A 20,220-nucleotide genomic window follows, 5' to 3' on the forward strand; every position below is an offset into this window, starting at 1 on the left:
GTGCAAATTTAAACTTTTTAAAAAGAATAATTTTACTGTAAATGGTTTAATTATTATAATATGATATATTTTTCTTAAAAAGTGAATTAATAAAAAGAAAATTAATGAAAATCAAGTTTATGATTAAAATTCTTTTTTAACAAAAAACGTTAATTGGCAAAATTATTGTAACATGATTTCTTATCCTAAGTCAATGTTTCTAGATGACTTTTAAAATAAATTTGCACTATAATTTAATAACAAAAATAAAATATTATGGCAACAACATGGAAATTAGATCCGTCTCATAGTGAAATTACTTTTAAAGTAAAACATATGATGATTTCTAACGTGAAAGGCAACTTTCAAACTTTTGATGCAGAAATAAAATCAGAAGATGATTCATTCAAAAATGCAAAAACTTCCGCAACAATCCAGACTGATTCTGTCTTTACAAACAATTCAGATAGAGATAATCACTTAAAAGGCGCAGACTTTTTTAATGTAGAAGTTAATCCAACTATTAATTTTGAAAGTGATTCTTTAAATGATGAAATCACTGGAAATTTAACGATAAATGGCGTTACAAAACCGGTGAAATTAGATGTAGATTTTGGAGGAATAAACGTGGATCCATGGGGAAATACAAAAGCTGGTTTTTCTTTTGAAGGAAAAATTAAAAGAAGTGATTTTGGCTTGACTTATAATGCTACTTTAGAAACTGGCGGCGTTTTGGTAAGTGATGAAGTGAAAATTGCGGGTGATTTGCAATTTTCTAAACAAGCATAATTTTACCATCTTTAAATTTTAAATTCTATGATTTTTCATTAAATCATAGAATTTTTTTTAAATTTAATCACATTTAATTCAATGAATTATTTAGCACATTCTTATCTTTCTTTTTCAGACCAACAAATTGTGGGACAATTTTTGGAAGATTATGTGAAAAATAATCAGCGTGGAAATTTACCCGAAAAAATCCAAGAAGGTATCATTTTGCATAGAGAAATAGATACTTTTACAGATTCTCACCCTATAATTACAGAAGCCAAAAAAATTTATCAACCTTTGGTTAGACTTTATTCTGGAGCCTTTATTGATGTGAGTTTTGATTATTTTTTAGCAAATAGTTTATCAGAAAATGATTTAAAAAAACATACCGATAAAGTTTATAAAGCGTTGCGTGAATATGAAAATTATTTTCCGGAAATTTTTCACAATCGATTGAATTCTATGCAAAAAGACAATTGGCTTTATAATTATAAATTTGATTGGGGAATAAAATATAGTTTTCAAAATGTTTTAAACAAAGCAAAATATCTTGAAAAAGAAATTCCAATTCTTGAAGTTTTTCTTCAGAATAAAGTTTTTTTAAAAGAAAAATTTGATATATTTTTTCCAGAATTAAAAGCACATATTTCAGAAATGAATTCTAAATTTTAGTTCAAATTTATTATTTAAATTCTTTCAAAATAATTTTCCACAAAGGTTCATTATAAGACCGAAAAAAATTAATGTGACCAATTTCCTTTTTCGGAGAATCTGCAATTTTTAAAACTTTATAAGTTGGTTTTAAATTGGGAAAAGTTTCTTTTAATAAACTTTTTACGCCTTTTTCTGTGAGCCAAGAATCATCTTCTGCTCGCAAAACCAAAACATTTTGTTGTAAATCGTTAGAAAAATTAAAATCAATTTTCTCTAAAAGTGCATTTGTTGATTTCTTATTTAAAATTAAAGTGCGCCAATCAAAGGCTGCATTTTTTGGGAGACTTTCACCTAAACCGAAATATTGCGCCGGAAAATAACCAAAAATTTTCGTGAAAAATGGTTGCAAAATACCGAATCCACCGTAAGCTAAAAGTTTGGTTTTAAAATTTAAATTTCCTACATACGCTTTTTGTGCACCAAAAAAAATAAATTTTTTAAATTGTTTAGAACCTTCATTCATTCCTAAAATTAATGCACCCACCGAATGTCCGATTAAATATTTATCATAATTCTCAAACTTAATTTTAATAAAATTGGTCAAAGTTTTAAAATCTTCAGTTCCCCAAGTTCGCATAGAACTATCAGAATTTTTCAGAATTTTTGGTTTGGATAAACCAATTCCAGAATAATCATAAGTAATTACTGTAAAACCATTTTTTGCTAAAAAGCGGGAAATATTAAAATAAATTTGTTGTTTTACGCCTGTTGCAGAATTAATTAAAATAATCTTTTTATTGGAGATTTTCGGCTCAAAAAGTGTGGCAAAAATAGTTTGGTTTGAAGCGTTTTTTAAATTTAATTCTGTCATTTAAAAATGAAATATAAGAAAATGTATGATTTCTAAAGATTAAGTTTTGATTAAAACCTAAACCAAAACATTTTTTAAAAAAGGCAATCCACTTTGCGAACCTCTGTTTTCCGCTACTTTTAATGAAACATCATTTCCAAATTTCACACAATCTTTTATTTTATTTTTATGACAATACGCCATTGCAAAACCAGATGTAAAAGCATCGCCCATTCCCATTTTATGAGCTGTTTGTGCAGGATCATTTCTAAAATAACTCATTTCTGAACCGTTAAAATAGATTGAAGAATTGGTGTCATCTCGCACAAATAATTTATTGGGTAGTCTTTTCATTATTTGTTCTCTGCTTTCTGGTCCAAAAATCGAAGCTAAATCATTGGTTTTTGCTATTATAAATTCAGATTGTTCTATAATATTTTGTGGTAATTTATTTCCTGGAGCGGCATAAATTGCAATTTTAACGTTTAATTGCTTACATTTTTTATATAAATATTTCACAGTGTCTAGTGGAATCTCTAATTGAGTAAGAACCAAATCTGCTTGTGAAAGTGCTTTTTCTGCGGCATCAATATCTTCTGGAGTAAGCAAATCATTTGCTGCAGGAACTACAACAATTGCATTTTTTCCTTCTGATGCGGTAACAAATGCAGTTCCAGTTGCAGTATTTATTTTTTCTGCTACAAAACCAATATTAATGTTTTCTTCACGTAGATTTCTTAAAATTTGTTGTCCGTGCGGATCTGCACCTACAGCGCCTACAAAATAAACGCTTGCGCCTAATCTTGCCGTTGCAACTGCTTGGTTTGCGCCTTTTCCACCAAAAAAACTTTCAGATTGATGGGCTAAAACGGTTTGATTTGCTTGTGGCATTTGGGAAGTATTAAGTACTAAATCAATAGAACAACTTCCGACTACAACTATTTTCGGAGAATAATTTTGGTTAAATTTTATATTTTGAAAATTCATATTGTAAAAATAAAAATTTGAAATGCTAAATCTAAGCCATTTCTATGAATTCTGAAATAATTTTCACAGGTTTATTATTTTCATCGAAAGCAATATAAGTTCCATAAAATCCTTCTCCGTAACCTGTTTCAAATGCAATCATATTTTCAGGCTCTACTTCATCGGGTTTTAAAATTGCAAATTGATTAAATATTCCAGAACTGTCATAAAAGGAAGGATGAAAAAATTCTTCATAAATACCCATGAAATCTGCACCTTTTCTATGGTAAAGTCGCGTTTCCAAATGGTTCAAACATTCTTGGGTTTTGGCGTCCATAAAACAGCCCATTCCGCTTTTCACAGGATAACCGAAAATTTCGCCTTCCTTTAAATCTTTTAAATTTTGATTTTCACAAAGTGCTAATTCCCATTTTTCGATTTTATTTTTCGAAAATGTAATTTCTACATAAGCGATGCAGTTGCTTTCTTTTTCTTTATGAATTAAAACTGGAAAATTCCCATTAGGAAATTTAATTAAAAAAGGTGCTTTATCATTTGTAATTAAAGGATCGCAAGCAATTATTTCGCCTGAACTAATGTGCAATTCTCCTGCTTCATAAGTATCAATTAAGATATTATCTGCTAAATTTTTACTGAATAATTTTGTGAGATTTTCTAGGTGTTTCATTACAAAGTTTTCAATTTTTCTTGCAATAATTTGATCTTTTCTTGCGCATCTTTCTGTTTGTTTTGCTCGTTTTCTAAAACTTGCTTTGGCGCGCCTGCAACAAATTTCTCATTAGATAATTTCTTTTCTACTGAAATGAGAAAACCTTGCAAATATTTTAATTCTTCTTCAGTTTTAGCTTTTTCTTCAGCTAAATCTAAATTTTCACTAAATGGAATTGAAATTTCTGTTCCACCAACTAAAAATGTAAAACTTGGTAAATCTGTTTTCTTATTAAAATTAACTTGCTCAGAATTTGCAAGTTTTTTAATGATTTCTTCATTTTTAAATGAATCAGCGTTGGTGAAAATTTCCACCGTTTCACGCGGCGAGATGCCTTTCGATTGTCGATAATTTCTTATGCCGGAAATTATTTCTTTGGTAAAATCAAAATCTTTTACTAATTCTTCTTTAAAAGAAGTTGCTTTTTTTTGCTGTGCAATTATTAAAGCTTCATCTATATTTCTATTTCCCATTTGTTGCCAAAGTTCTTCAGATAAAAACGGCATAAATGGATGAACTAATTTCATTAATTCTTCAAAGAAATAAATCGTTTTCTGATAAACTTCTTTAGAAATTGGCTCGCCATAATTGGGTTTAATAATTTCTAAATACCAAGAGCAGAAATCGTCCCAAATTAGTTTATAAATTAAATGTAAAGCATCAGAAATCCTGAATTTTTCAAATTGATTTGCGACTTCAATAATGGTTTTATTAATCTGATTTTCAAACCATTCAATTGCTTGTTGATCCGCAGAATTACTTTTTATAGTTTCAGATTTTTCCCAATTTTGAACCAGTCGAAACGCGTTCCAGATTTTTGTGGCAAAATTCCTTCCTTGAAGCATTAAATCTTCATCAAACAATAAATCATTTCCGGCAGGAGCGCTCAATAAAATCCCCACACGAACGCCATCTGCGCCATATTTTTCAATTAATTCTATTGGATCTGGAGAATTTCCCAATTGTTTAGACATTTTTCTTCTTTGTTTATCGCGCACAATTCCGGTAAAATAAACATTTTTAAAAGGAATTTCATTTCGAAATTCTAAACCAGCCATCACCATTCTTGCGACCCAAAAGAAAATAATATCTGGACCGGTTACCAAATCTGCAGTTGGATAATAATAATTTATTTCCTCGTTATTTGGATTATTTAAACCATCAAAAACCGACATTGGCCAAAGCCAAGATGAAAACCAAGTATCGAGCGCATCTTCTTCTTGTTTTAAGTTGTCAGTTGTCAGTTGTTGGTTGTCAGTTTTTTCTTTTGCTAAAATCAAGGCTTCCTTAATATTTTCTGCTACAACAAAATCATCTTCACCATCACCAAAAAAATACGCAGGAATTTGTTGTCCCCACCAAAGTTGACGAGAAATATTCCAATCTCGGATGTTTTCCATCCAATGTTTATAGGTGTTTTTAAACTTTTCTGGGAATAATTTTATGTCTCCGTTCATTACAACTTCCAAAGCTGGTTTTGCAAGATCTTCCATTTTTAAAAACCATTGAACGGATAATTTCGGCTCAATAATTTCGCCGGTTCTTTCGGAAGTTCCCACTTTATTGACGTAATCTTCTGCTTTTAAAAGCAATCCTTTTTCTTCTAATTCTTTTGCGATTTGTTTTCTTACTACAAATCTATCTTGACCATTGTAATGAAGTCCGTGTTCGTTTAATTTTCCGTCATCGTCTAAAGCATCAATAATTTGAAGTTGATGTTTTTTTCCAATTTCATAATCATTAATATCATGAGCCGGCGTAATTTTTAAAGCTCCGGTTCCGAATTCAATATCCACATATTCATCTTCAATAATCGGGACAATTCTATTCACGATTGGAACAATGACATTTTTTCCTTTTAAATGAAAATATTTTTCGTCATTTGGATTAATGCAAACTGCGACGTCACCGAAAATAGTTTCTGGTCGAGTAGTAGCAACGGTCATAAATTCTTCTGAACCTTCAATTTTATATTTTAAAAAGTAAAGTTTTCCGTTTAATTCTTTGTGAATTACTTCTTCATCAGAAATATTGGTTTTGGCTTTTGGATCCCAATTTACCATTCTAAAACCGCGGTAAATTAAACCTTTATTAAATAATTCAACAAAAGATTTTATGACCTGTTTGGATAGATTTTCTTCTAAAGTAAATTTCGTGCGTTCCCAATCGCAAGAGCAACCCAGTTTTTTTAATTGTTCTAAAATAGTTCCGCCGTATTGATCGGTCCATTTCCAGGCGTGTTTTAAAAATTCTTCACGGGTGAGATTTTCTTTTTTTATTCCTTCAGATTCTAATTTTGCCACCACTTTTGCTTCTGTTGCAATAGACGCGTGATCCGTTCCTGGAACCCAACAAGCATTAAAACCTTGCATTCTCGCACGACGAACCAAAACATCTTGAATGGTATTATTCAACATGTGTCCCATGTGAAGAATTCCCGTAACATTTGGTGGCGGAATTACAATGGTATAAGCTGGTCTTTCATCTGGTGTAGAATGAAAATAATTATTTTCTAACCAGTATTTGTACCATTTACTTTCGGTTTCTTTCGGATTATATTTTTCTGAAATCTGCATAGTTCTAAATTCTAAAGCGTAATGTTTGCAAAAATAAGATAATCAAAAATTATATCTTCTATTTATTAAATAATATTTAAATTTGTCTATTACTAATTAATTACAAATTGACAATTATGAAAAATATTTTAGCAGGATTAATGTTAACTGCAACTTTCGCTTTTACTTCTGCACAAACAATTTCATTTAATGAAACAACTCATGATTACGGTACAATTGCAAAAGGTTCTGATGGACATACTTTTTTTACGGTAACAAATACAGGAGACAAGCCTTTAATTATTTCTAAAGTTCAACCTGCGTGTGGCTGTACAACGCCAGAATGGAGCAAAGATCCAATTATGCCGGGAAAATCTGCTAAAATTAAAGTAGGTTATAATACACAATTGGTAAATCCGTTCAATAAAATGATTGAAGTATATTCTAATGATCCGAAAAAAGGAAGAGAAGTACTTTATATTAAAGGAACTGTAGTTGAAGATACTACTCCAGTTGCAAAAAGCTAAATATTATTTATTAAAAATAATTACAATGTCTTGATATTTTTATCGAGGCATTTTTTTTGGTACATTTATTAAAAATTTAAAATGTCTAAAAATTATTCTAAAGATTTTATTGTTGATGATAAGTTTGATATAGAAAAATCTATCACAAAATACAAAGGTTCTATTTCCAAAAAAGATGGTAAAAAATTGCTTAAAGATGAGCAAGATACACTTCGGCTTTTGCAAGAAAAATTATATGCAGATGGAAGTCAATCTGTATTAATTGTTTTGCAAGCGATGGATGCAGCGGGAAAAGATTCTTTGATAAAACACGTTTTTGGAGGAATTAATCCGCAAGGTTGTGAAGTGACGAGTTTTAAAACGCCGTCTTCTTTAGATTATTCCCATGATTTTCTTTGGCGTCATTATATTGCGTTGCCAGAAAAAGGAAAAATTGGAATTTTTAACCGTTCTCATTATGAAAGTATTTTGATTTGTAAAGTTCATCCTGCATTTAATTTGAATGAAAAAGTTTGGGATAATATTTCAGATTTTGATGATAAATTTTGGGAAAACCGCTATGAAAGTATTAGAAATTTTGAAAAACATTTATCAGAAAACGGTACAAAAATTATTAAATTTTTCCTTAACGTTTCCAAAGAAGAGCAAAAACAAAGATTTCTAGACCGCATTGATGAAGAAGATAAAAATTGGAAATTTGGTTTGGGAGATATGAAAGAACGCGCATTGTGGGACGATTATCAAAAAGCTTATGAAGATGCGATCAACGAGACTTCTAAAGATTATGCACCGTGGTATGTTTTGCCAGCCGACAGCAAATGGTTTACGAGATTGGCGGCGTTGCAAATTATTATCGAAAATTTAGAAAAAATGGATTTGAAATTTCCAACTCTAACTAATGAAAATTTAGGCGAATTGGAGGCGGCAAAATTAACATTACAAGATGAAAAATAAATTATATTGACTTAAATAATTATATAAAAACTTAGATTTTGTTTTAAATCTTTTTTGCAATAACAAAAAACCACGAGAAAAACGATAAGCCGGATTCTGTTTTCAAAAAAAAATTCTGAACGCTTGTTATTTATCTACGTTTTACATTGCTGCAAAACTTTAGCTGTTTACCCCTCGATTTTCGGAGCGAGCAACTCCTATTTTAGACGAATCTAAAAGCATCGATATACTTAACATTGCACCGCAAAGAGTTTACCTGGTTTCACTATAAATTAATATACATACTTTCTGTTGCACTTGTCCTGATCTCGCGACCGACGGTTGTTAACCGCTTTGCTGCTCTACGGTGTCCGGACTTTCCTATTTCAAAATAAATTGAAATCAACAAGCTGTTTTTCTCATGGATGGCAAAGATAGAGAAATTTTAAAATTTAAAAGTATGAGTTTAGAATTATGAATTATGAATTTTTGAAAATAAAGCGTTTGTTATAAAAAAAACATCCAGAAAATTTTTCGGGATGTTTTTAATTTTGTCTAAAGTCTAAAGTCTAAAGTCTAAAGTCTAAAGTCTAAAGTCTAAAGTCTAAAGTCTAAAGTCTATTTCTTGCCTTGTGCTTTTTGTTGTTCTTGTGCTTTTTCCATCATTTCGCGCATTCTTTTCTGGAATTTTCCTTCTTTTTTCGGCTCTTTCTCTTTGTTCGCTTGGATTTGTGCGTGAATCTTTTTCTCATCTAATATCCAATATTTTATGACTAAAATAATAACAATATTAATTGCATTTGAAACAAAGTAATACCAAGATAAACCAGATGCAGAAGTATTTAAAAAGAATATAAATGTAATTGGGAAAATATACATTAAGACTTTCATATTCGGCATTCCCGGTTGTTGCGGTTGCTGCATATTACCGGAATTCATAATGGTATAAATTAAAATTACAATAGTACACGCAACAGCGAAAATACTTAAATGATCTCCTAATAATGGAATATTAAAAGGTAATTTTATAACGTCATCATAAGCTGTTAAATCTTTTGCGAACCAAAAACTTTGTCCACGCAAATCTAAATTATTTGGGAAAAATCGGAAAAGCGCATAAAATATGGGGACTTGTAAAACCGCCGGAAGACAACCCGCCATTTGATTTACACCCGCCTTCCTATAAATTGCCATGGTTGCTTGTTGCTTTTTCATTGCATCCGCATCTTTGAATTTCGCATTTGCTTCATCTATTTCAGGACGAATAACGCGCATCATTGCACTCAGTTTGTGCTGTTTGTACATGACCGGAGATAAAATTATTTTCGTAATAATCGTCATTAAGAAAATTACCCAACCTGCAGCAATTCCCCATGAAGTCAATAAATTATAAACTGGAATGAAGAAATGCCTGTTTAGCGTTCCAATAAAAGACCAACCAAGTGGAATAATTTCATCAAAGTTTTTGTTATATTCTTTTAATAGATTTAAATCCATTGGAACAAAATACCAAGTAAAATCTTGGTTTAATTCATTTCCTGCCATTTTTACTTGTCCGTCAAAAGTAAATTTCTTTAAGAATTCACCGTCTTTTGGTTGTTCTTGGTTTCCTTTAGAATTTGTAAAACCATCATTTGCTTCTATAATTGCACCAAAAAACTGTTGTTTTATTCCAATCCAATTTAAAGTTTCTTCTGGTTCCTCCATTGTTGTACGTCCATCATAATCATAAGATTTATAATTATTAAAACTATAAGAAAATTCTGTGTGCTGTTCTTCTTGTGAACGTCCTTTTTCTTTTCCTCTTACATCGTAATTCCAAGTGAAATCTGCTTTTCCATTATTTACAATCTGCGCTAAACCTTGCGTTTTTACTTTAAAACCAATTGCATATTTTGGATTTAAAGTGTAAATAAACTGAATTAAAGAACCATTTAAATTTGATTGCATTGTTACAGTATTTCCATTTACGGAAGGACTGAAAACCATGTCTTTGGTGTTGAAAACTTTCCCTGTTTTATCTTTAAATTGGAAACCGTAAGACGCATTATTTTTATTAAATAAAAATAAAGGATCAATGTCTTTATCAGCTTTCGCATTGTAAGCTTTAAATTTTAATAATTCTACAGAAGAAATCTGACCGCCCAAACTTGAAAATTGAACATTAAGTAAATCATTTTTTAGACTTACTGTTTTTATAGAATCTTGATTTATTGTTGGATTTATATTCTGAACTTCCGCTGGTTTTGTAGCTGTTTGTTCAGTTTTTACGGGTTGTTTTGCTTGTTTGGCGGCACTTTCTTTCGCTTGTTTAGATTGAAAATATATCAAAAAGCCAAATAAGATTACTGAAAATAAGACAAAACTGATGATTTGGTTTTTATCTATGCCGTTGTTTTGTTGCATTGTTTTTGTTTAAAGTAGGAAGTTTACGAATTGAAAAGACGTAGTTTTTCCATTAATTTTTGGGTGCAAAATTACTATTTTTATTTTAATATTTGCATTGAAAAAAATTATGAAAATTCTAAATTATAAAGTCACAAATGAAATTTTTGTTTTCGGATTTCAGATTTTATTTCAGATTTTTAAAAAGCCTTCATGTTTTTGTGTTTAAAGGAACTACTTTTTGGAAACCGCTTTTATGAAAGCCAAAAATAAAGGATGCGGATTTGCAACTGTGCTTTTATATTCCGGATGATATTGCACACCGATGTAAAATGGATGATCTTTCAATTCAAGAGTTTCTACTAAACCAGTTTCAGGATTTATTCCAGAAGCGATGAAATTATTTTTTTCGAACGCTTCTTTATAATCACTGTTGAATTCATATCTGTGTCTGTGTCTTTCAGAAATATTTTTTGTGCCGTAAATTTCCTGCAGTTTTGAACCATTTTTCAAAGTACATTTCCACGCGCCAAGTCGCATTGTACCGCCTTTTTCTACTATATTTTTCTGTTCCTCCATTAAATCAATAACAGGTTCTGGAGTTCTGCTATCAAATTCTACGCTGTTTGCATTTTCTAAATTCAAAATATTTCTAGCAAATTCTATAGTCATAATTTGCATTCCGAGACAAATTCCCAAAAGTGGAATTTTATTTTCTCGTGCATAATTTGCGGCTAAGATTTTGCCTTCAATTCCTCTGTCGCCAAAACCTGGAGCGATTAACATTCCGTCTATTCCTTTCAATTCTTCTGAAATATTTTCTTCAGATAATTCACCAGAATAAACCCATCTTACTTTTACTTCAGTTTCTAGCGCTGCACCTGCGTGTATAAAAGATTCAGCAATAGATTTATAAGAATCTTGCAGTTTTACATATTTCCCAATCAAAGCAATTTCTATACTTTTTTTTGGGTGTTTGTATTTTTTTAAGAATTCTTTCCAATCTTTAAGATCGGCTTCTTTATCATTTTTTAAATCTAAAGTTTTTAAAACCACATCATCAAAATCCTGTTTCTGTAAATAAATAGGAACTTCATAAATCGTTTCTAAATCTTTGCATTCTATTACATTTTCGAAGGCGACATTACAAAATTGGGCAAGTTTTACACGTTGTTCTTTTGGAATTTTATGTTCTGTTCTGCAAACCAAAACATCGGCTTGAATGCCACTTTCCATTAATTGACGCACGGAATGTTGAGACGGTTTTGTCTTTAATTCACCACTTGAAGCTAAAAATGGTAATAAAGTAAGATGAATCACCATAGAATTTTGCGAGCCTAATTCCCAACGCAATTGCCGAACAGATTCTATATAAGGCAAAGATTCTATATCACCTACAGTTCCGCCAATTTCAGTAATAATAATATCGTAATTTTTATTTCCTAAAATTTTTATGCGGCGCTTTATTTCATTTGTAATATGTGGAATAATTTGTACTGTTTTTCCCAGAAAGTCACCTCTTCGTTCTTTATCAATCACGGTTTGGTAAATTTTTCCTGTTGTTACATTATTATTTTGAGAAGTAGGAGAGTTTAGAAATCTTTCATAATGTCCTAAATCCAAATCGGTTTCTGCGCCATCTTCCGTAACGTAACATTCGCCGTGTTCATATGGATTTAATGTTCCTGGATCGATATTGATATAAGGGTCTAATTTCTGAATTGTGACGTTAAAGCCACGCGCTTTTAGAAGAAGCCCGAGAGAAGCGGAGACAATTCCTTTTCCTAAAGAAGACGTTACACCGCCTGTTACGAAAATATATTTCGTTTGTTTTTTACTCATTAGTTTAGGTTTGCGCAAAGTTAAACTATCTCGTTTGATTGGCAAATCTGAGAACATTTTATTTTAAAAAAAAAATCCTGAAAATTTAAAATTGACAACAAAAAAAGCTCAAAATATTTTGAACTTTTTATTAATTGATATTTTATTTACTTTAAAATCTCATTCAAAAACATCAAAGTATGTTTCCAAGCTCTTTTCGCCATCGTTTCATTATAATCTGGCGATTCTGGATTGGTGAAAGTGTGTTTAGAATTGGCGTAAGTAATCATTTGCCAATCGGTCTTTCCTAAATTTAATTCTTTAGTTAATGCGGTTAAAACTTCTGGAGTTACGCCGCCATCTTCTGCGCCATTTTCTACCAAAACTTTCGTTGTAATTGGATTGTTTTGTCTTGCAGAATCTTTAGAAAGTCCACCATGAATTGAAACGATTCCTACAACTGGTAGATTTCCTCGCGCTGTTTCTAAAGCTCCTGTTCCGCCAAAACAGAAACCAATAACTGCAATTTTATCAGGATTTGCACCTTGTTTTTTTAATTGGTCTAAAGCCGAAGAAATTCTTTGTTGATAAAGTTTATAATCTGTTTTAAATTTTCCTGCAATTTTCCCTGCAGAAGAATTATCTGTCGGAATATTTCCTTCTCCGTAAATATCTGCAATGAAAGCAATATATCCGGCTTTTTCTAATTCTAATGCGGTATTTTTTGCTTCACTATCAATTCCTTTCCAAGCGGGAAGAACTAAAACTCCTGGTAAATTTTTTCCAGTGTTTGATGTTACAAAACCGTTCAGTTTTTGGGAACCATCATTATAGGAAATAGGTTTTAATGATTGAGCAATAGAAAGTTGAGTGGCAAAAAACATACATATAAATAATATTGAATATTTCATTGTAATTTGATTTTTTAATTCTATAAATATAAGTGTTTTATTTTCAAAAATGTTTAAATTTAATCAAAATTAAAACTATGAAATATTTTCTCCTCCTCAGTTTTATTATTTTTATTTTTAAAAGTTGTGATGTTTATAGCAATCCATCAAGTTATCCCGCTTCTTCTGGGAACTCCTCTGTTTATAGTGAAAATAAAGAGTTTAATACATTAATGGTAAAAGATAAAATCGATAAAAATAAAAGAACCGCAGAAGTTATTTCTCAATTAATTAATGATCAACCAACTGACAAAATCGCTGCGCTTGTTTTTGACAATAAAACGAATTGCAATATTATTGTAAGAATATATGGAGGGAAAAATTATACAATTCCTGTTTATAAAAATGATAAAAATTATCTAATTGTGGATAAAGGAAATTACACTTTTACTTCTAATTTTTGTAATTCAAAATATAATTCACGAAAAAATATTGTAGAAAGTGTGACGGTGACTTTGTCTGAGCGATAAATAATTTTTATGAAAATTGATAAGATTTGAGAGGTGATAAATCACGTTTGTATTGTAATTATTATGGGAAATAAATTTCAAAATAAATATAGAATTTCATCAGCACGTTTGCAATCTTGGGATTATTCTGCGAATGGTGCTTATTTCATCACAATTTGCACTGCCAATAGAGAAAATTATTTTGGTAAAATATTGAATGGTGAAATGTATCACAATGAATCAGGTTTAATTGCAAAAAAGTTGTGGTTAGAAATCCCTGAACATTTTCCATTCATTGAATTAGGAAATTTCATCATAATGCCAAACCACACGCACGGCATTTTAATAATAAATAACCCATTCGTAGAGACGCGATTTATCGCGTCTCTAAATAATAATGATGAACCGCCACATAAAATCGGCGGCATCACAGGAAATAAAAATCCTATGCTACATCAAAATATTTCTACCATAATCAGATGGTATAAAGGACGGTGTAAATTTGAAATTAATAAAATTTCAAAAGGTTTTGATTGGCAATCTCGGTTTCATGACCACATCATCAAAAACAGCAAATCGTTTGAAAATATTCAGAATTATATTGAAAATAATCCTGCAAATTGGGATGATGATTCGTTGAAATAATCATATAAACTTGATTAGTTACATGTAATTAATTTGAACAACTGCAATATTTTTGAGACGCGATAAATCGCGTCTCTACCGGAAAATTTTTATTATTAAATAAAAAATTGGAAATTTGTAATCTATGACAAAAATAAAAACCGCTTTCATCTGTCAAAACTGCGGAACAAACTATTCGCAATGGATGGGACAATGCAAAAGTTGTGGCGAATGGAATACTTTGGTGGAAGAAATTATAGGAAAATCTTCACGCTCAACCTATGATATTTTGGGTTCTGGGAAACAGAAAATTGTCAATATAATTGATGTAGGATTTGGTGTGGAACAAAGAATTTCTACACCTTCCGAAGAACTCAACCGCGTTTTAGGGGGTGGAATTGTTTTGGGGTCTGTTACATTAATTGGCGGCGAACCTGGAATTGGGAAATCAACTTTGCTTTTACAAATCGCATTAAAAATGCGAAAAAAAGTGCTGTATGTTTCCGGCGAAGAAAGCGCATCGCAAATAAAAATGCGCGCCGATCGATTAACAGAAATTCATCAAGAACATTGCTTTCTTTACACAGAAACTTCGGTTGAGAAAATTTTAACGGAAGCCAAAAAATTAAAACCTGATTTTGTGATTATTGATTCTATTCAAACTTTGCAAAGTCAATTGATAGAAAGTTCGCCTGGAACGGTTTCGCAAATCAGAGAATGTTCTTCAGAAATTATAAAATTTGCAAAAGACACAGGAACACCGGTTTTTTTGGTGGGACACATTACAAAAGACGGACAAATTGCGGGTCCGAAAGTCTTAGAACACATGGTAGATGTGGTTTTAAATTTTGACGGCGATAGAAATCATATGTTCAGATTGTTGCGTGCGAATAAAAATAGATTTGGTTCTACGGCAGAGATCGGGATTTATGAAATGGTTGCGCAAGGTTTAAGAGAAATAAAAAATCCTTCGGAACTTTTAATAACGAAAAAATTTGAAGAACTTTCGGGGAATGCAGTTGCTGTTACTTTAGAAGGAAATCGTCCTATGCTTTTGGAAATTCAAGCTCTGGTAAGTTCTGCGGTTTATGGAACACCACAAAGAAGTTCTACTGGTTTTGACGGTAAAAGATTGAATATGCTTTTAGCCGTTTTAGAAAAAAGAGCAGGATTTATGCTCGGTTCAAAAGATGTTTTTTTAAATATTACGGGCGGAATTAAAACCGATGATCCCGCTTTAGATTTAGCCGTAATTGCGGCAATTCTTTCTAGTAATGAAGATATTGCTATCTCAGAAAAATTTTGCTTTGCGGGAGAAATTGGCTTGAGTGGCGAGATTAGACCAGTTCCACAAATTGAGCAAAGGATTTCAGAAGCAGAAAAATTGGGTTATGAAAAAATTTTTGTTTCGGGTTTAAATAAAATTGCAAAAAAGAAACTGGGAATTGTAGTGGAAGTTGTGAATAAAATAGAAGAATTTCATGAAAAATTAATTTAAAAATAATTGCAACATTAAAAAATAATTGTATTTTTGCAAACCAAAATGAGATGTAAACTATGTTAATAATTCCAGTAAAAGATGGCGAAGCTATCGATAGAGCCCTTAAAAAATACAAAAGAAAATTTGATAAAACGGGTACAGTTAGAGCTTTAAGAGGTCGTCAACAATTTAACAAGCCTTCAGTTGTAAAAAGACAAGCTAACCTAAAAGCAGCTCACAAACAAAGATTAATCAGCAAGGAAGAACAAGGATAAAATCCCGAATCTTTCTAAAGATTTTATATAAAATCACTTCTTAAATTTGTATATTTGAGAAGTGATTTTTTATTTAGTATGATTCAGAAGTTCTTAGATTATTTGTTGATAGAGAAGCGTTACTCGCCACTTACAATAAAAAGTTATGCTAAAGATTTAACAGATTTTAAAAAATTTTTGTTTAAAACAGAACTTTCTGAGGACTTGGCAAAAGCTTCTAAATTAATGCTTCGAAATTTTATTGTGGATCTTTCCATTCAAAATTATTCTAAACGCAGCATCAACCGGAAAATTTCTACTTTAAAATCTTTTTATTTTTTTTTATTAAAAGTAGGAGAGATTACAATTAATCCAATCGAAAGCATTTCGCTTTTAAAATTTTATCCTGAAAAGCAAGTTCCGATGTCTTTAGAAGAAATGGAACATTTAGAACAAATTTTTGAAAATAAAAATGATTATTTGAGAGAGTGCATTGTAGAACTTCTTTACCAAACTGGAATAAGAAAGGCTGAACTTTGTAATTTATTAGTTCAAAATGTAGATTATACTAAATTGGAAATTTCAGTTTTAGGAAAAGGAAACAAAACAAGATTGATTCCTATTTCAGAAAAATTAGCTCATAAGTTTCAACTTTATTTTGAGAAAGAAAGAAATGCACATGAAGATAATGAAATATATTTTTTTGTAAGTAAAAAAGGTAAAAGATTAAATGAAAAATTTGTCTATTCTGTAGTAAATTTCTATCTTAGTCAAGTAACTTTAAAAAAGAAAAAAAGCCCCCATATATTGAGACATACGTTTGCAACGCAGGTTTTAGAAAACGGAGCAGAAATTAGTAAAGTAAAGAAATTGATGGGACACAGTAGTTTGGCTTCTACACAAGTTTACACTTCATCTAATATAGAGCAACTTAAGAAAGTTTTAAACGCTGCACATCCGAGAGCAGAGAAAAAAGAAAGAAAGAATTAATTTTAACCAAAATTTATTATTATGAAAATACATGTAAAATCTTTAGGATTAACGCCACATGCACCGCTAGAAGAATATTTAGAAAAAAAACTTAATAAACTAGAGACTTATTATGATAAAATATTAGACTGCAAAGTATTTTTAAAAGTTGAAAATACTTCTGATAAAGAAAACAAAACAGCTGAAATTATTTTGGGTGTTCCTGGTGATGATATAGTAGTAAAAAAGACAAGTTCTAGTTTTGAAGAGAGTTTAGATTTATGTGCTGAAGTTGCTAAGAAACTGTTAATCAAGAAAAAGGAATTAGCATAAAATATTTTTTAAAAAAAATGTAAAAAATATTTGTAGATTTCAATAAAACTACCTTATATTTGCACTCGCAAAAACAGATAAGAAGTTCATTAAAATCTTTGCCTCCGTAGCTCAGCTGGCTAGAGCAGCTGATTTGTAATCAGCAGGTCGTGGGTTCGAGTCCCTCTGGAGGCTCATTTAAAATAAAAGAGATTGGGGAGATACTCAAGCGGCCAACGAGGACTGACTGTAACTCAGTTGTGAAAACTTCGCAGGTTCGAATCCTGCTCTCCCCACTTTTTTAAAAGTGGATTTATTTTTTTAATTTTGCCAAACATATATCAACATTTTTGAAAAAAAATTGCGGAAGTAGCTCAGTTGGTAGAGCGTCAGCCTTCCAAGCTGAATGTCGCGAGTTCGACCCTCGTCTTCCGCTCCATAAAAAATCACAAAAGTTTGTTCATTTGTGGTTTTTTTTTGCCGACTTAGCTCAGAGGTAGAGTGCTTCCTTGGTAAGGAAGAGGTCACGGGTTCAATTCCCGTAGTTGGCTCTTTAATTTTAAAAATTCTCAGATTCTTTCTGAGAATTTTATTTTAAAGTAAATTATAATAGAGGAGAGAAACTTAATGTTTTTATTTCTTCAAAAAAAATTGTAAATTTGCATCTCAATTTTTTTCAGAATTTATAATGTGGTTGTTTTGAATGGAAAAAACTATTTAAATAATTTTTTTTATTTAAAATTTCACTATATTTGCGCACTGAAAAAATCAATAATTTAATATAAAATAAATATTTAAAATCATGGCAAAGGAAACGTTTAATCGTAACAAACCCCACTTGAACATTGGTACTATTGGTCACGTTGACCATGGTAAAACTACACTTACTGCAGCAATCAGTAAAGTATTATCTGAAAAAGGATTCGGAACAGCAAGAGATTTCTCTTCAATCGATTCTGCCCCAGAAGAAAAAGAAAGAGGTATTACAATTAATACTTCACACATTGAATATGAAACTGCAAATAGACACTATGCGCACGTTGATTGTCCTGGTCACGCGGATTATGTAAAAAACATGGTAACTGGAGCAGCTCAAATGGACGGTGCCATTTTAGTAGTTGCAGCTACTGATGGACCAATGCCACAAACAAGAGAGCACATCTTACTTTGTCGCCAGGTAAACGTACCAAACGTTTTGGTATTCATGAATAAAGTTGATATGGTAGATGATGAAGAATTATTAGAGTTAGTAGAAATGGAAGTAAGAGATTTGCTTTCTTCTTATGACTATGATGGTGATAATACGCCAGTTATTCAAGGATCTGCTTTAGGTGGTCTTAATGGAGATCCAAAATGGGTAGCGAAAATTGAAGAATTAATGGATGCTGTTGATAGTTGGATTGAACTTCCAGTAAGAGATCAAGATAAACCATTCTTAATGCCAATTGAAGATGTATTCTCTATTACAGGTCGTGGTACAGTTGCGACAGGTAGAATAGAATCAGGTGTTATTAATACAGGTGATCCAGTAGACATCGTAGGTATGGGTGACGAGAAATTAACTTCTACAATTACAGGTGTTGAAATGTTCAGAAAAATCTTAGATAGAGGAGAAGCTGGAGATAACGTTGGTTTATTGTTAAGAGGTATTGAAAAAACAGATATCAAAAGAGGTATGGTTATCGCGAAAGCGGGTTCTGTAACTCCACACAAAAAATTCAAAGCTGAGGTTTACGTTCTTTCAAAAGAAGAAGGTGGTCGTCACACTCCATTCCACAACAAATATCGTCCACAATTCTATGTTAGAACAACCGATGTTACAGGTGAGATTTTCTTACCAGAAGGTGTAGAAATGGTAATGCCGGGAGATAACTTAACTATAACTGTTGAATTATTACAACCAATCGCTCTTAATGTAGGTCTTAGATTTGCAATTAGAGAAGGTGGTAGAACAGTTGGTGCAGGTCAAGTTACTGAAATTTTAGACTAATCTAAATTAAATAAAAAATCGTTCCGCAGGGAAACTTGCGGAACATTTTTAATCTACGGGCATCGTCCAATGGTAGGATACCGGTCTCCAAAACCGTTGATCAGGGTTCGAGTCCTTGTGCCCGTGCAAAATATTATTATGAGTTCATTAGTAGATTTTATAAAAGGTTCTTATACAGAATTTACAACGAAAGTGGAGTGGCCAAAATGGCCAGAATTACAATCTTCTACAATAGTAGTTGCAGTAACATCAGTGCTTTTAGCTTTATTTACTTTTGGAGTAGATTCAGCTTTTAGTACAGCTATTAAAAATTTTGTAGGTAGCTTAATTAATATGTTTAATTAAAATTATTATTTTCCAAAAGAGATGAGTGAATTAAACTGGTACGTCCTAAAATCCATTAGTGGGCAAGAAAATAAGGTAAAAACTTATATTGAAAACGAAATGAAAAGATTGGGTTTCGAAAATGATGTTACTCAAGTTGTCATTCCTATGGAAAAGGTAATCCAAATGCGGAACGGTAAAAAAGTTCCCAAAGAAAAACCTTATTACCCAGGTTACCTGATGTTGGAAGCTAATTTAATTGGTGAAATTCCTCATATTATAAAAAATATTCCCGGTGTTATCTCTTTTTTAAGTTTAACCAAAGGTGGAGATCCAGTTCCTATGCGTAAATCTGAAGTAAACAGAATGCTTGGAAGAATGGATGAACTTTCTGAATTTGCTGTAGAAATGGACATTCCATATATCGTGGGAGATAGCGTAAAGGTAACAGATGGTCCTTTCAATGGTTTCAACGGAACAGTTGAGAAAATACACGAAGACAAGAAAAAAATTGAAGTTTCAGTTATGATTTTCGGTAGAAGAACTCCAATGGAACTTAGCTTTATGCAAGTAGAAAAAGTTTAAATATTTTATAGAAATATAATAAAACCACTTTTATAGGAGTGGTTTTTTTTTACAATTTATCAGAATAATAAATTATTAACTATATTTTTTTAAGCAAACCTTTGTAATTATT

The 20,220-nt window shown here is 31.2% G+C and carries 20 protein-coding genes, 5 tRNA genes and 1 other RNA gene; 18 read left to right on the plus strand and 8 right to left on the minus strand.

The window, feature by feature from the left end; all coding sequences use genetic code 11:
- The first annotated feature begins 255 nt into the window (after nucleotides 1-255).
- On the plus strand, nucleotides 256-768 hold the full coding sequence (locus ACN0WB_RS08135; RefSeq protein WP_417430646.1) for a YceI family protein: 513 nt from the start codon (nucleotides 256-258) through the stop codon (nucleotides 766-768).
- An 81-nt stretch (nucleotides 769-849) separates the two neighbouring features.
- Entirely contained in the window at nucleotides 850-1,422 is a 573-nt protein-coding gene (locus ACN0WB_RS08140) for an ACP phosphodiesterase (RefSeq protein WP_417430648.1), read from the plus strand.
- A gap of 10 nt (nucleotides 1,423-1,432) precedes the next feature.
- Here ACN0WB_RS08140 and ACN0WB_RS08145 read toward each other — a convergent pair whose 3' ends face one another.
- From ACN0WB_RS08145 to ACN0WB_RS08160, 4 genes are read right to left on the minus strand one after another with little or no spacing between them, the layout of a single operon-like run.
- A complete protein-coding gene (locus ACN0WB_RS08145; RefSeq protein WP_417430650.1) occupies nucleotides 1,433-2,275 on the minus strand; it encodes an alpha/beta fold hydrolase in 843 nt (280 codons plus the stop codon).
- Nucleotides 2,276-2,332: 57 nt separating this feature from the next.
- Nucleotides 2,333-3,241, minus strand: a complete 909-nt coding sequence (locus tag ACN0WB_RS08150) for a ribokinase (protein ID WP_417430652.1) — start codon at nucleotides 3,239-3,241, stop codon at nucleotides 2,333-2,335.
- Nucleotides 3,242-3,272: 31 nt separating this feature from the next.
- A complete protein-coding gene (locus ACN0WB_RS08155) occupies nucleotides 3,273-3,908 on the minus strand; it encodes a DUF4241 domain-containing protein (RefSeq protein ID WP_417430654.1) in 636 nt (211 codons plus the stop codon).
- Nucleotides 3,908-6,526, minus strand: coding sequence for a valine--tRNA ligase (locus ACN0WB_RS08160; RefSeq protein WP_417430656.1), 2,619 nt, complete (start codon nucleotides 6,524-6,526; stop codon nucleotides 3,908-3,910). The genes ACN0WB_RS08155 and ACN0WB_RS08160 overlap by 1 nt, the downstream gene beginning before the upstream one ends.
- A 116-nt stretch (nucleotides 6,527-6,642) precedes the next feature.
- Between ACN0WB_RS08160 and ACN0WB_RS08165 the strand changes: the two genes are divergently transcribed.
- On the plus strand, nucleotides 6,643-7,032 hold the full coding sequence (locus ACN0WB_RS08165) for a DUF1573 domain-containing protein (RefSeq protein WP_417430658.1): 390 nt from the start codon (nucleotides 6,643-6,645) through the stop codon (nucleotides 7,030-7,032).
- Nucleotides 7,033-7,113: 81 nt separating this feature from the next.
- Entirely contained in the window at nucleotides 7,114-7,986 is an 873-nt protein-coding gene (locus tag ACN0WB_RS08170) for a PPK2 family polyphosphate kinase (RefSeq protein WP_417430660.1), read from the plus strand.
- Nucleotides 7,987-8,055: 69 nt separating this feature from the next.
- Here the strand turns inward: ACN0WB_RS08170 and rnpB are convergent.
- The 4 genes from rnpB to ACN0WB_RS08190 form a co-directional block, all read right to left on the minus strand.
- Nucleotides 8,056-8,387: RNase P RNA component class A (gene rnpB, locus ACN0WB_RS08175), an RNA gene on the minus strand.
- Nucleotides 8,388-8,583: 196 nt separating this feature from the next.
- Nucleotides 8,584-10,371, minus strand: coding sequence for a membrane protein insertase YidC (gene yidC, locus ACN0WB_RS08180; protein WP_417430662.1), 1,788 nt, complete (start codon nucleotides 10,369-10,371; stop codon nucleotides 8,584-8,586).
- Between the two features lie 213 nt (nucleotides 10,372-10,584).
- A complete protein-coding gene (locus ACN0WB_RS08185) occupies nucleotides 10,585-12,192 on the minus strand; it encodes a CTP synthase (RefSeq protein ID WP_417430664.1) in 1,608 nt (535 codons plus the stop codon).
- A gap of 146 nt (nucleotides 12,193-12,338) precedes the next feature.
- Nucleotides 12,339-13,082, minus strand: coding sequence for a dienelactone hydrolase family protein (locus ACN0WB_RS08190; protein WP_417430666.1), 744 nt, complete (start codon nucleotides 13,080-13,082; stop codon nucleotides 12,339-12,341).
- Between the two features lie 77 nt (nucleotides 13,083-13,159).
- On the opposite strand from ACN0WB_RS08190, the gene ACN0WB_RS08195 reads away from it, so the two are divergent.
- From ACN0WB_RS08195 to nusG, 14 genes are all read left to right on the plus strand, one after another.
- Nucleotides 13,160-13,591 carry a DUF6759 domain-containing protein gene (locus tag ACN0WB_RS08195; protein ID WP_417430668.1) on the plus strand — a complete coding sequence of 144 codons (432 nt, stop codon included), beginning with the start codon at nucleotides 13,160-13,162 and terminating at the stop codon, nucleotides 13,589-13,591.
- A gap of 63 nt (nucleotides 13,592-13,654) precedes the next feature.
- Entirely contained in the window at nucleotides 13,655-14,215 is a 561-nt protein-coding gene (locus ACN0WB_RS08200; protein ID WP_417430670.1) for a transposase, read from the plus strand.
- Between the two features lie 124 nt (nucleotides 14,216-14,339).
- Entirely contained in the window at nucleotides 14,340-15,692 is a 1,353-nt protein-coding gene (gene radA / locus ACN0WB_RS08205) for a DNA repair protein RadA (RefSeq protein WP_417430672.1), read from the plus strand.
- Between the two features lie 59 nt (nucleotides 15,693-15,751).
- Nucleotides 15,752-15,949 carry a 30S ribosomal protein S21 gene (gene rpsU, locus ACN0WB_RS08210; RefSeq protein WP_417430674.1) on the plus strand — a complete coding sequence of 66 codons (198 nt, stop codon included), beginning with the start codon at nucleotides 15,752-15,754 and terminating at the stop codon, nucleotides 15,947-15,949.
- A gap of 78 nt (nucleotides 15,950-16,027) precedes the next feature.
- Complete coding sequence (locus tag ACN0WB_RS08215; protein WP_417430676.1) at nucleotides 16,028-16,918, plus strand: tyrosine-type recombinase/integrase; 891 nt, start codon at nucleotides 16,028-16,030, stop codon at nucleotides 16,916-16,918.
- Between the two features lie 21 nt (nucleotides 16,919-16,939).
- A complete protein-coding gene (locus ACN0WB_RS08220) occupies nucleotides 16,940-17,230 on the plus strand; it encodes an HPF/RaiA family ribosome-associated protein (protein ID WP_417430678.1) in 291 nt (96 codons plus the stop codon).
- 100 nt (nucleotides 17,231-17,330) lie between these two features.
- Nucleotides 17,331-17,404 (plus strand) — tRNA-Thr (locus ACN0WB_RS08225).
- Nucleotides 17,405-17,424: 20 nt separating this feature from the next.
- Nucleotides 17,425-17,505 (plus strand) — tRNA-Tyr (locus ACN0WB_RS08230).
- Nucleotides 17,506-17,572: 67 nt separating this feature from the next.
- Nucleotides 17,573-17,648, plus strand: a tRNA-Gly gene (locus tag ACN0WB_RS08235).
- 40 nt (nucleotides 17,649-17,688) lie between these two features.
- A tRNA-Thr gene (locus tag ACN0WB_RS08240) sits at nucleotides 17,689-17,760 on the plus strand.
- Nucleotides 17,761-18,011: 251 nt separating this feature from the next.
- On the plus strand, nucleotides 18,012-19,199 hold the full coding sequence (gene tuf, locus ACN0WB_RS08245) for an elongation factor Tu (protein ID WP_417430680.1): 1,188 nt from the start codon (nucleotides 18,012-18,014) through the stop codon (nucleotides 19,197-19,199).
- A 55-nt stretch (nucleotides 19,200-19,254) separates the two neighbouring features.
- Nucleotides 19,255-19,325, plus strand: a tRNA-Trp gene (locus ACN0WB_RS08250).
- Between the two features lie 12 nt (nucleotides 19,326-19,337).
- Nucleotides 19,338-19,544 (plus strand): preprotein translocase subunit SecE, encoded by a 207-nt coding sequence (secE, locus tag ACN0WB_RS08255; RefSeq protein WP_417430682.1) that lies wholly within the window; start codon nucleotides 19,338-19,340, stop codon nucleotides 19,542-19,544.
- Nucleotides 19,545-19,565: 21 nt separating this feature from the next.
- Complete coding sequence (nusG, locus tag ACN0WB_RS08260; protein WP_417430684.1) at nucleotides 19,566-20,108, plus strand: transcription termination/antitermination protein NusG; 543 nt, start codon at nucleotides 19,566-19,568, stop codon at nucleotides 20,106-20,108.
- The last annotated feature ends 112 nt before the right edge of the window (nucleotides 20,109-20,220 follow it).

Origin of the sequence: Halpernia sp., from assembly GCF_048269545.1 — a bacterium.
GTDB lineage: Bacteria > Bacteroidota > Bacteroidia > Flavobacteriales > Weeksellaceae > Halpernia.

Bases quoted from the DNA above. Each gene is read 5' to 3' on its own strand.
- ACN0WB_RS08135 (WP_417430646.1), top strand. From the start codon at position 256: ATGGCAACAACATGGAAATTAGATCCGTCTCATAGTGAAATTACTTTT.
- ACN0WB_RS08140 (WP_417430648.1), top strand. From the start codon at position 850: ATGAATTATTTAGCACATTCTTATCTTTCTTTTTCAGACCAACAAATT.
- ACN0WB_RS08145 (WP_417430650.1), bottom strand. From the start codon at position 2,275: ATGACAGAATTAAATTTAAAAAACGCTTCAAACCAAACTATTTTTGCC.
- ACN0WB_RS08150 (WP_417430652.1), bottom strand. From the start codon at position 3,241: ATGAATTTTCAAAATATAAAATTTAACCAAAATTATTCTCCGAAAATA.
- ACN0WB_RS08155 (WP_417430654.1), bottom strand. From the start codon at position 3,908: ATGAAACACCTAGAAAATCTCACAAAATTATTCAGTAAAAATTTAGCA.
- ACN0WB_RS08160 (WP_417430656.1), bottom strand. From the start codon at position 6,526: ATGCAGATTTCAGAAAAATATAATCCGAAAGAAACCGAAAGTAAATGG.
- ACN0WB_RS08165 (WP_417430658.1), top strand. From the start codon at position 6,643: ATGAAAAATATTTTAGCAGGATTAATGTTAACTGCAACTTTCGCTTTT.
- ACN0WB_RS08170 (WP_417430660.1), top strand. From the start codon at position 7,114: ATGTCTAAAAATTATTCTAAAGATTTTATTGTTGATGATAAGTTTGAT.
- yidC (WP_417430662.1), bottom strand. From the start codon at position 10,371: ATGCAACAAAACAACGGCATAGATAAAAACCAAATCATCAGTTTTGTC.
- ACN0WB_RS08185 (WP_417430664.1), bottom strand. From the start codon at position 12,192: ATGAGTAAAAAACAAACGAAATATATTTTCGTAACAGGCGGTGTAACG.
- ACN0WB_RS08190 (WP_417430666.1), bottom strand. From the start codon at position 13,082: ATGAAATATTCAATATTATTTATATGTATGTTTTTTGCCACTCAACTT.
- ACN0WB_RS08195 (WP_417430668.1), top strand. From the start codon at position 13,160: ATGAAATATTTTCTCCTCCTCAGTTTTATTATTTTTATTTTTAAAAGT.
- ACN0WB_RS08200 (WP_417430670.1), top strand. From the start codon at position 13,655: ATGGGAAATAAATTTCAAAATAAATATAGAATTTCATCAGCACGTTTG.
- radA (WP_417430672.1), top strand. From the start codon at position 14,340: ATGACAAAAATAAAAACCGCTTTCATCTGTCAAAACTGCGGAACAAAC.
- rpsU (WP_417430674.1), top strand. From the start codon at position 15,752: ATGTTAATAATTCCAGTAAAAGATGGCGAAGCTATCGATAGAGCCCTT.
- ACN0WB_RS08215 (WP_417430676.1), top strand. From the start codon at position 16,028: ATGATTCAGAAGTTCTTAGATTATTTGTTGATAGAGAAGCGTTACTCG.
- ACN0WB_RS08220 (WP_417430678.1), top strand. From the start codon at position 16,940: ATGAAAATACATGTAAAATCTTTAGGATTAACGCCACATGCACCGCTA.
- tuf (WP_417430680.1), top strand. From the start codon at position 18,012: ATGGCAAAGGAAACGTTTAATCGTAACAAACCCCACTTGAACATTGGT.
- secE (WP_417430682.1), top strand. From the start codon at position 19,338: ATGAGTTCATTAGTAGATTTTATAAAAGGTTCTTATACAGAATTTACA.
- nusG (WP_417430684.1), top strand. From the start codon at position 19,566: ATGAGTGAATTAAACTGGTACGTCCTAAAATCCATTAGTGGGCAAGAA.